The sequence below is a fragment of the Pseudoalteromonas sp. Of11M-6 genome (genome assembly GCF_022347905.1).
GTDB lineage: Bacteria > Pseudomonadota > Gammaproteobacteria > Enterobacterales > Alteromonadaceae > Pseudoalteromonas.
The window spans coordinates 59,789-68,892 of sequence record NZ_JAKRFW010000020.1 but is presented as its reverse complement, the minus strand read 5'-3'; the positions used below and the strand labels follow the sequence as shown (position 1 = coordinate 68,892).

At 44.1% G+C, this 9,104-nt stretch carries 11 protein-coding genes; 3 read left to right on the top strand and 8 right to left on the bottom strand.

The features are described from left to right. Nucleotides 1-224 precede the first annotated feature (224 nt). Entirely contained in the window at nt 225-770 is a 546-nt protein-coding gene (locus MHN32_RS12035; RefSeq protein WP_102055807.1) for a gamma carbonic anhydrase family protein, read from the top strand. On the opposite strand, the gene MHN32_RS12030 is transcribed toward MHN32_RS12035, so the two are convergent. Then, nucleotides 756-989 carry a DUF1488 family protein gene (locus MHN32_RS12030; protein ID WP_010604187.1) on the bottom strand — a complete coding sequence of 78 codons (234 nt, stop codon included), beginning with the start codon at nt 987-989 and terminating at the stop codon, nt 756-758. The genes MHN32_RS12035 and MHN32_RS12030 overlap by 15 nt on opposite strands. A 2-nt stretch (nt 990-991) precedes the next feature. Further along, nucleotides 992-1,804: a shikimate dehydrogenase gene (gene aroE, locus MHN32_RS12025; RefSeq protein WP_239421803.1), complete on the bottom strand. Its 813-nt coding sequence runs from the start codon at nt 1,802-1,804 to the stop codon at nt 992-994. 29 nt (nt 1,805-1,833) lie between these two features. Here aroE and MHN32_RS12020 point away from each other — a divergent pair, with 29 nt between their 5' ends. Then, complete coding sequence (locus tag MHN32_RS12020; RefSeq protein WP_235368483.1) at nt 1,834-2,289, top strand: group II truncated hemoglobin; 456 nt, start codon at nt 1,834-1,836, stop codon at nt 2,287-2,289. Nucleotides 2,290-2,388: 99 nt separating this feature from the next. Further along, nucleotides 2,389-3,996 carry a methyl-accepting chemotaxis protein gene (locus MHN32_RS12015; protein ID WP_239421802.1) on the top strand — a complete coding sequence of 536 codons (1,608 nt, stop codon included), beginning with the start codon at nt 2,389-2,391 and terminating at the stop codon, nt 3,994-3,996. A 48-nt stretch (nt 3,997-4,044) separates the two neighbouring features. Here MHN32_RS12015 and hemF read toward each other — a convergent pair whose 3' ends face one another. The 6 genes from hemF to MHN32_RS11985 all read right to left on the bottom strand — a co-directional run bounded on the left by hemF (nt 4,045) and on the right by MHN32_RS11985 (nt 9,052). Next, nucleotides 4,045-4,956, bottom strand: coding sequence for an oxygen-dependent coproporphyrinogen oxidase (gene hemF, locus MHN32_RS12010; RefSeq protein ID WP_010604183.1), 912 nt, complete (start codon nt 4,954-4,956; stop codon nt 4,045-4,047). 8 nt (nt 4,957-4,964) lie between these two features. Continuing rightward, nucleotides 4,965-5,543, bottom strand: a complete 579-nt coding sequence (locus tag MHN32_RS12005; RefSeq protein ID WP_239421807.1) for an L-threonylcarbamoyladenylate synthase — start codon at nt 5,541-5,543, stop codon at nt 4,965-4,967. Beyond that, nucleotides 5,540-6,106 carry a type I DNA topoisomerase gene (locus MHN32_RS12000; RefSeq protein WP_010604181.1) on the bottom strand — a complete coding sequence of 189 codons (567 nt, stop codon included), beginning with the start codon at nt 6,104-6,106 and terminating at the stop codon, nt 5,540-5,542. The genes MHN32_RS12005 and MHN32_RS12000 overlap by 4 nt, the downstream gene beginning before the upstream one ends. A 198-nt stretch (nt 6,107-6,304) precedes the next feature. Then, nucleotides 6,305-6,778, bottom strand: coding sequence for a DUF494 family protein (locus MHN32_RS11995; RefSeq protein WP_010376797.1), 474 nt, complete (start codon nt 6,776-6,778; stop codon nt 6,305-6,307). Between the two features lie 4 nt (nt 6,779-6,782). Continuing rightward, nucleotides 6,783-7,865, bottom strand: coding sequence for a DNA-processing protein DprA (dprA, locus tag MHN32_RS11990; protein WP_239421800.1), 1,083 nt, complete (start codon nt 7,863-7,865; stop codon nt 6,783-6,785). Nucleotides 7,866-7,912: 47 nt separating this feature from the next. Beyond that, entirely contained in the window at nt 7,913-9,052 is a 1,140-nt protein-coding gene (locus tag MHN32_RS11985; protein ID WP_174170118.1) for a LysM domain-containing protein, read from the bottom strand. Between the last annotated feature and the right edge of the window lie 52 nt (nt 9,053-9,104).

Genomic DNA, 9,104 nt, shown 5'->3' with positions numbered 1-9,104 from the left:
CTGCTTTGCTTTTCAGCGTAGCGCCCCGTGTCAGTGGGGTCGCATTATAGGGCGATCCGATTTTAGTGCAACCCTTTTTTTAAAGAAAATTGCGAAAAAACGTTTGTTCGAGCAAAAATGAAGCGAAACGCTTATTTTTGACACTTTTGCTTATCTTTTTGCAGTTTTTTCGTACTAGAGTTTTACAATTCAACACTCTACACTAGTGACACAAGACACGAGAGATGAGTAATCTAGACATGCTTAGAAGTTATAAAGGTAAATCCCCGCGCTTGGCACAAGGCGTTTATATTGATGAATCATCCGTTTTGGTCGGTGATATAGAAATTGGCCAAGACAGCAGCGTTTGGCCATTGGTTGCAGCCAGAGGCGATGTGAACTACATCAAGATAGGGAAACGAACTAATGTTCAAGACGGAAGCGTACTGCATTTAACAAGAAAGAGCGCGTCAGTACCTGACGGTTACCCGCTTATTATTGGTGATGATGTGACTGTTGGTCATAAAGTCATGTTGCATGGTTGCAAACTTGGTAATCGTATTCTCGTAGGTATGGGTGCAATTATTATGGACAACGTCACCGTAGGAGATGACGTTATTATTGGTGGTGGTGCACTTGTCCCACCTAATAAAAATCTTGAGTCCGGTTTTTTATATGTCGGTAGTCCGGTAAAACAAGCCAGACCCCTCACCGAACAAGAGTTACAATTTTTAAAAGTGTCCGCCCAAAATTACGTGGAACTTAAAGATGAATATTTAGAGGAAAGCTAAGCTTATCTCTCCCGCCTCATTAAACGCTTCATCCTCTATTAATTGCTCAGCCTGCATTTCATAATCGAATTGGTGCTGAGCAAAGTGTGCTATTGCAGCTTCCTGCTCAAGCTTGGTTGCAATTTTACAGCGGATCAGCTGACCACTGGCCATCGCCGTAAACGTTAACTCTCCCTGTTGATAACTGATGTCATCATTAAACAGTATTGCTTGGTTCATATTTACCCTCTAATAAGCCTAAATGTTTCGGACGTATCAGGTCTCACCCCTCGCCATTGGTAAAACGCTTCTGCGGCCTGCTCAACTAACATACCTATGCCATCTATCAATTGCGTTTGTTGATTGTGTTGCGCCACCCAGCCTAAGAAACTTGTTTGCTGGTCGCTGTAGAACATATCGTAGGCAACTAAGCAGGATGTAATAACAGTAGGGCTAACGTCTGGCACTTGCCCTGTGATGCTCGATGAGGTGGAGTTAATCACAATATCGAAACCAATGTCGGGGATATTGTTTAAGCCACACCCTGTAACCTCTCCATACGAGGCAAATTGCTCTGCTAGTTGCAATGCCTTTGACTCAGTACGGTTGGTCACGACGATCCGTTTTGCTCCGGCCTGGAGGAGCGGATAGATACAGCCTTTGGCAGCGCCACCTGCACCAATCAATAGTACGTTAGCTCCCTCAAGTTTAGTTTGGTGTTTCATGAGATCTCGTACCAGACCTGCACCATCAGTATTATCGCCTGTAATACTGCCATCTTGCTGTTTGATTAGGGTATTGACGGCACCAGCGAGCTTAGCTCGTTCGGTAAGGGTATCTGCAAAGGCAAATGCCTGCTCTTTAAAAGGTAAAGTCACATTCGCACCACAACCACCTTGGGCAAAAAATGTCGATGCAGTTTGAATAAAGGCATCTTCTGGTGCCAAAATAGCCTCGTATTCTAATTGCTGCTGGCATTGCTGTGCGAATTGCGCATGGATTGCCGGCGATTTAGAATGCTTTATCGGATTACCGAATACCGCGTATTTGTCCATCGTTATAAGAGCGCCTTGAAAGAGTCATTATGAAGCAGTTAATTAAACGTATCTTTAATAAAGATGCAACCGTAGAACAAACAAATAGTGCCCCCACTCCAGAAAAAACACCTTATGAAATCATTGGTGGAGAACAAGGCGCCCGCGACCTTGCCAACCGCTTTTACGATATTATGGCAACCGACCCCTATGCAAAGCCGCTTTACGATATGCATCCACAACCATTAGATAGGATCAGACAGGTATTTTTTGAATTTCTTTCTGGTTGGTTAGGCGGGCCCGATTTATTTGCAGAGAAATATGGTCACCCACGCCTAAGAATGCGCCATATGCCCTTCCCTATCGACCAAGATTTACGGGATCAATGGATGCACTGCATGAATAAAGCATTAGACTTAGAGGTAGGAAACCCATTATTAAGAGAAGGATTAAGGCAGTCCCTCGCTCAGCTTGCGACACATATGATTAATCAAGAACAAAACTAAAGTATTAGTTAATTAAAATTACACGGCTATTTTGCGCTAGGTCAAATCCCGTTCTTGAGTAGAGATGCATAATCACTGTTCTAATTGTGTACAGGTGCGATGCGTGTGAAATCTATTCAACATAAAATTTATACGTTACTGGCAGTGACGGGCGTGCTCGTCTTGATTGCCAGTATCCTTAGTAGCAGCAGTCAACAAAAGACGCTCGCTGAAGAAACAGTCGAAAGTAATATTAAGCTACTGGCAGATAATTACTTTGATTCTATCAATACTATGATGCTGACCGGCACCATGGCAAACCGTGAAATTCTGAGTGATAAAATTCGCAATCATCCAAACATCGAAGATGCGCATATTATCCGCTCCGAGCAAGTTAATAAGCTTTACGGTCCAGGTAATGTAAATCAAGCACCTAACTCTGAGGCTGAGTTTGATGCATTGAACGGGAAAGAAACCTTAGTTATTGAACAACGCGACGGTAGTCGCATCATGACTTATTTAAAGCCGATGGTGGCCAAAGAAAGCTATAAAGGAACAAATTGCTTAGGTTGTCATCAGGCAAAGGAAGGCGATGTGCTCGGCGTTGTGCGGATCAGCTACTCTTTGGATGATATTGATAATACGGTACACACTAATACGTGGTTTAGCACTGCGCTTCTCTCAGCTATCTTTATTACCACCTTTGTAATTTTAGGCGTACTTTTCAGGAAGCTCTTTATAGTACGACTAAAAACGCTAGGCCGGACCATGCGCCTCGCAACGACGAACAAAGACTTATCATTACGAATAGACGACCAAGTCGATGACGAGCTTGGACGCTTGGCGATTAACTTCAATAAAATGATGGATAGCTTTAAAGACAATATTGCGCAGTTATCCAACTCTTCAAAAATACTTATTCACTCAGCAGAATCTATATATGCTTCAGCTGAAACTACCGAGCTGGCCATTCAAGAGCAAAAACAAGGGACGGACTCTGTTGCAGCCGCAATTAATGAGCTTGAAAGCTCTTCAAGTGAAGTAAAAAATACCACCCACTTTGCATCAGAAAAGTCTGATAGCAGCAATCACCTCGCGGAGGAAAGCATGGCTGTTGCTAATCATACTGAGCAAAGTATCAACCAATTAGCACAAGATGTAAGGCAAGCTGCAGAACAAGTTTCTCAGCTTCAAGCACAAACACTAGAAGTGGGTAAAGTACTCGAAGTGATCAGTAGTATCGCGGAGCAAACCAACCTCTTAGCGCTCAATGCAGCAATAGAGGCCGCACGAGCCGGGGAAGCAGGAAGAGGGTTTGCGGTTGTTGCGGATGAAGTCAGAACACTTGCGACACGAACACATGACTCAACCGATGAAATCAAACGCACTATCGATAAACTACAGTCCGAGGCACAGCAAACCGTGGCAGCAATGAGTGCTTCTTGCGAAGAAGCAGATGACCGCGCACATCAGGTCAAGAAAGTGGCACAAGCGCTTAAAGACATCTCGACACAGATGCACGAAATTAATGCCTTAAACCTGCAAATTGCCGATGCCACTGAGCAGCAAAACTTGGCCGCTGAAGAAATCAATCGTAGCGTAGTGGCGATTAGCGATAATGCTGAGCGCTCGCTAGTTGATGCCCATGGCTCTAAACAGATCAGTGAAGAGTTGCTCACCCTTGCGCGCGATTTGGATGAGCAAGTGCGCGGATTTAAATTAAACTAAGTGAACCGCTAAAAGTAAAAAAGGAGCTTCGGCTCCTTTTTTACTCTATTACATCGCCAACCAATTCTTTGGCGTAAGATAATTATAAAGCTCAGCTTCTTTCGATCCTGGCTCAGGCTGGAAGTCATACTCCCAACGTGCCAATGGTGGCATCGACATTAAAATAGACTCGGTACGTCCACCTGTTTGTAGACCAAACAATGTGCCTCTATCCCATACCAGATTAAATTCAACGTAACGACCTCGGCGATATAGCTGGAATTGACGCTCTTGTTCGCTATACGGTGTATCTTTGCGTTTTTCAATAATAGGCAGGTAAGCATCAAGGAAGCCATTACCAACAGCTTGCATAAATGCAAAGCTCTTTTCAAAGCCCCATTGGTTTAAGTCATCAAAGAATAAACCACCCACACCTCGAGTCTCATCTCGATGTTTTAAATAGAAATATTCATCACACCACTTTTTGTAGTCACCGTATACCGCGTCACCAAATGGTGCGCACAAATCCTTTGCTACTTGGTGCCAGTGCTTCACATCATCAAGAACTGGATAAAATGGGGTTAAATCAAAACCGCCACCAAACCACCAAATCGGCTCTTCACCTTCTTTCTCAGCAATAAAAAAACGCACATTGGCGTGGCTAGTTGGAATATTGGGATTCTTCGGGTGGATCACTAAAGATACCCCACAGGCATGGAAGCTTCTGCCTGCTAACTCTGGACGGTGTGCCGTCGCAGAGGCTGGCATGGAAGCGCCAAAAACATGTGAATAGTTTACCCCGCCTTGCTCAATAACATCGCCATTACGGATCACGCGAGTGCGACCGCCACCACCTTCAGCACGCTCCCAGGCATCTTCAACAAACTGAGCGTTACCATCGGCAGCCTCTAAGCCTTGGCAGATATTATCTTGTAGTTGTAATAAAAAGGCTTTTACGGTCTCTAGGTTTATTTTACTCATGGTACTTTTTATCCTCGGATCACTTGGCCAGTCATTGCATTTTTGATGACGCTTGGGGTCGTATTGCCGCCTAACTCACCTTCAACATAATAGCCAACTTGCGAGCCAAACTGGCTACGAGCTTCCGACAACGAAACAACTGGAGTTTGACCCGTTACATTGGCACTGGTAGATACAATCGGCTTACCAAAACGTTGACACAACTGCTTTACAATGGGATGGCTAGTAACACGAATAGCGATAGTGTCGTGTCCCCCTGTTAACCAATGCGGCGTACTGGCTTTCGCTGGCAATAACCAAGTAATGGCGCCTGGCCATGACGAAAAAATATCAGCGCGCTTATCCATCGGGATTTTATTGTCATCCACGTAGGGCAAACATTGACCATAATTGTCGGCGATTAAGATTAACCCTTTTCCTATGGGTCGAGATTTGATTGTTAGTAACTTAGTGACCGCATCTTGGTTATCAGGATCACAACCTAAACCATAAATGGCTTCCGTTGGATAACAGATCACTTTGCCAGCTTGAAGTGCCGACTCGGGCGTTGTTATTGTCGCAGCATCCGCTTTATTGTCATTACTCACGGTATTTCCACTATCTTTTGACATGATTTCTGCGGGCATTGTAGCACAGCTTTACCCGCTCGGGTTTTCTCCACCAGCACGGGCCAATGACACTCAGGACAAGCCTGCTCTACAGGCTTGGCGTTCAAGGTATACTTACAACTTGGGTAAGTGTCACAGCTATAAAAGTGTTTACCAAACTTATTTTTACGCTGAATTAGGTTGCCTTTTTGGCATTTTGGACACGCAGGCAACGCCGCTGTGGGTGGCGCATCTTCATGACCAATATAGTGGCAATCAGGATACCCAGTACAGCCAATAAACATGCCGTAGCGGCCATTTTTTATCACTAGATCTTTGCCACATTCAGGACAAGCCACATCTTCTAGTACTTTAATTACATGGCTATCATGATGTGCGAGCGGGCGAATATAATCACAAGTCGGGTAGCTAGCGCAGCCAATAAATGGACCATTTTTACTGTTTTTGATTACCAGCTCAGAGCCACATTCTGGACATACTTCATACTCTTTTTCTAATGCATGTTTGTCTGCATTAAATAATGCATGGTCTATTTTACTCATCGCTTTACCACCGCCCCCTTGTGCAAATATGCGCCTAATATAATCGCCTCGTTTTTAGGGTCAAGGAAATGATGGAAATTCCCCCTTGCAAGTATTTGATATCAGCGCTTTCAACTAAGTAGTAAACATTATTGAAAGGCGGTAAGCTGAGGTCAAGACCTCAACTTACCGAAGGAAACTTGTCATGCTAGAGCAGAGTTAATGAACTACAGATGCAGGCTCGGTAAAAATCAGATCTTCCATCTGCGCATAAGCATGTTCTTTACCCGGCACATTAAATAGCACCATTAGTATCACCCACTTTAAATCATCTAGGCTGATATAGGTTTTATCCAACGCGAATAAGCGATCCATCACCATTTCTCTGGTGGTACTGTCAATCACTCCGACTTGTTCCACAAACATTAAAAAACCACGGCTTTCAACGTCTAGCATATTGCATTCGCTGTCGGTGTAGATCCGCGTTGCATGGTCCGGTTTAGCATTTAAATAGGGGTTTTCGTCACTGTGTTGTAAATCTGCAAGTTGCTCAAGCCAATCAAGCGCTTTGTATATTTCGCCTTGATTAAAGCCGGCGCGAAGGAGTTCATCGGTGAGTTCATTTTGTTCGACAAAGATTTCTGCCTCACTGTGAATATAGTTCTCAAATAAATACATTAAAATATCAAACATCTTCTTAACCCCTCGCGAGTTTTATGTAGCCGTCGAGTACACGCTCTACTTTATCTTCGAGTTCTAGGTCCAATAGTCTGGCAATCACCTGCTCTACTGGCCACTGGGTCCTTTGCGTTAAAGTGTCGACTGACGTCACCTCAAAGCCAAGGTTTTCTAATACGGGACATTGCTCCTCTTTTTGCTCCCCTATTTCTATACTATATAGACTGTTTTCACAAAAAAAGCTCACTTCTTCCAAAATATCCTCAATATTTTCGGTGAGTTTTGCGCCTTGCTTAATCAAGTAATGACAACCGCTACTTAATCGATTTTTAATTGAGCCAGGGATCGCAAACACTTCTTTGTTTTGCTCCAGTGCATAGCGTGCGGTAATTAGCGAGCCACTTTTTACTTCGGCTTCAACCAACAAAACACCCAAAGACAAACCCGAGATTATGCGATTACGCCGCGGAAAGTGATTACTATTTGCTTGAGTGTTTGGTAAGAACTCACTTACTACCAAGCCATGCTGTACGATGTCTTCATAAAGCCGTTGATGGCGTTTGGGGTAAACAACATCAACGCCTGTCCCTAGCACAGCAATGGTTCCTCCTTGAACATCAAGTGCACCTTGGTGCGCTGCGCCATCAATCCCTCTCGCCATACCCGACGTCACCACCAACCCCGAGCGACTTAAGCCCTGTGCAAATTCATGTGCAAGCCCAAGCCCAGTTCTCGTTGAACTACGACTACCGACAACCGCAATTTGTGGTTGTTTTAATAACGCAATATTCCCTCTGCAAAAGAGCACTAAGGGAGGGTTACAGATCTCTTTTAGTTGCTCGGGGTACTCAGGAGAAAACAAAGATACAACATGAATTTGCTGACATTGACAATAAGCCAATATGTGCTCGATACGAGACCAATCTGTGCTCGCTAAATTGGCAGCAACATTTTCTTGTAGCCCAAGCTGACAAAGCTCAACTTGGCTTAATGTGAATAATTGCGCAAGGGGGACGTGATTAAGTAATGCAGTGATGGTTTTGATACCCAGCCCTTGGCAAAGGGTTAATGCCAAAGCTTGAGCTAGTTTAGCTTGTTTCATACTCTCTCCTTGAGTTTACTGACTCACTCAAGGAGAAATTCTACCACCTAGTTACTGGCAGTTTCCTTGAATGCTTGTACATGATCACCAACGCGGATCGGCTCCGAAGTTTCAACAACCATAGCGTAGCTTAAGTCTTCATACACTTTAAAGACCATCAGCTCACCGACTTTTTCCTTTGGCATATGCCATACCACGCTATCGTCATCGTTTTCCTCACCAAACCAAGATCCCATTTCGGTGATCAGTTTGTCAAGTCGTGATGCATCTTCAATATAGCGCGGACCGTGTTGACTTTCTATAACTGTAGGTGATTGCCTTATAATATCAAGGACATGTCCCTCTTTTAGCCGTGCTTTACTACCCACATCTAGTACCACAACACTCATGGTACTAAACTCTCTGAGCTTATTATCGCTCGCAATAATACGGCCCAAAGTTTGCTCCTCAGGACGAGACATAGAAAACTGTGCCGGAAAGCTTTGTCCGGTAGATATGGGTAGTACAATATCTCCAGCTCTAACCTCTTGTTTGGCAACCTCTAACTGTAGCTTTGCCGGACGCCCCGCAGCTAGGTCACCTTGCTCAACCACGTGGCCAGAACCAACTAACACAGCTTCCAAGCCAAGCAATTGTTGGCTGTCTATTGCACGATAGATTTCACCGCGACGATAGATGGCATAGTGCCCACCTTTTACTAAATCAGCTTTAACATACAAAAGATGACCCGGAGTCGCATTTTTAATATTTCGATTAGCTCCCAGTACAATTGGGCTATCAGAAAACTCCGACTCAGAAAGTGCTTGCTCGAAACGCAAAAACGGTTCCATGATGGGTAGTGGCAAGGTAGGAATAGCAGCCACTTTTTGGTTAACAATACGTGTATGCGGTGACAGCTTCTTCACACCTTTGTCTAACACCAGTATTGGATTGCCATTTTCATCGTAAAGTAGCTTAAGACTGTCTCCTGGATAAATCAGATCTGGGTTTTGAATACTAGGATTCCACTGCCACAATTGCTTCCACTTCCATGGAGAACGTAGGTACATTTTTGAAATATCCCACAAGGTATCGCCTTTTTTCACCACATAACGCTGTGGTGCATCTGCTTTTACAGCCAAAGTGTCCGCTTTCACAGAGAAAACAGAGCAGCTAGCGAGTATTAATGCAGCAATCGGATATTTCATGATGGCTTCCTTGTGGTTATTTTTGGTTATTATCCACCAAAACCTGTTAAAG

Bases quoted from the DNA above. Each gene is read 5' to 3' on its own strand.
- MHN32_RS12035 (WP_102055807.1), top strand. From the start codon at position 225: ATGAGTAATCTAGACATGCTTAGAAGTTATAAAGGTAAATCCCCGCGC.
- MHN32_RS12030 (WP_010604187.1), bottom strand. From the start codon at position 989: ATGAACCAAGCAATACTGTTTAATGATGACATCAGTTATCAACAGGGA.
- aroE (WP_239421803.1), bottom strand. From the start codon at position 1,804: ATGGACAAATACGCGGTATTCGGTAATCCGATAAAGCATTCTAAATCG.
- MHN32_RS12020 (WP_235368483.1), top strand. From the start codon at position 1,834: ATGAAGCAGTTAATTAAACGTATCTTTAATAAAGATGCAACCGTAGAA.
- MHN32_RS12015 (WP_239421802.1), top strand. From the start codon at position 2,389: ATGCGTGTGAAATCTATTCAACATAAAATTTATACGTTACTGGCAGTG.
- hemF (WP_010604183.1), bottom strand. From the start codon at position 4,956: ATGAGTAAAATAAACCTAGAGACCGTAAAAGCCTTTTTATTACAACTA.
- MHN32_RS12000 (WP_010604181.1), bottom strand. From the start codon at position 6,106: ATGAGTAAAATAGACCATGCATTATTTAATGCAGACAAACATGCATTA.
- MHN32_RS11995 (WP_010376797.1), bottom strand. From the start codon at position 6,778: ATGTTTGATATTTTAATGTATTTATTTGAGAACTATATTCACAGTGAG.
- dprA (WP_239421800.1), bottom strand. From the start codon at position 7,865: ATGAAACAAGCTAAACTAGCTCAAGCTTTGGCATTAACCCTTTGCCAA.
- MHN32_RS11985 (WP_174170118.1), bottom strand. From the start codon at position 9,052: ATGAAATATCCGATTGCTGCATTAATACTCGCTAGCTGCTCTGTTTTC.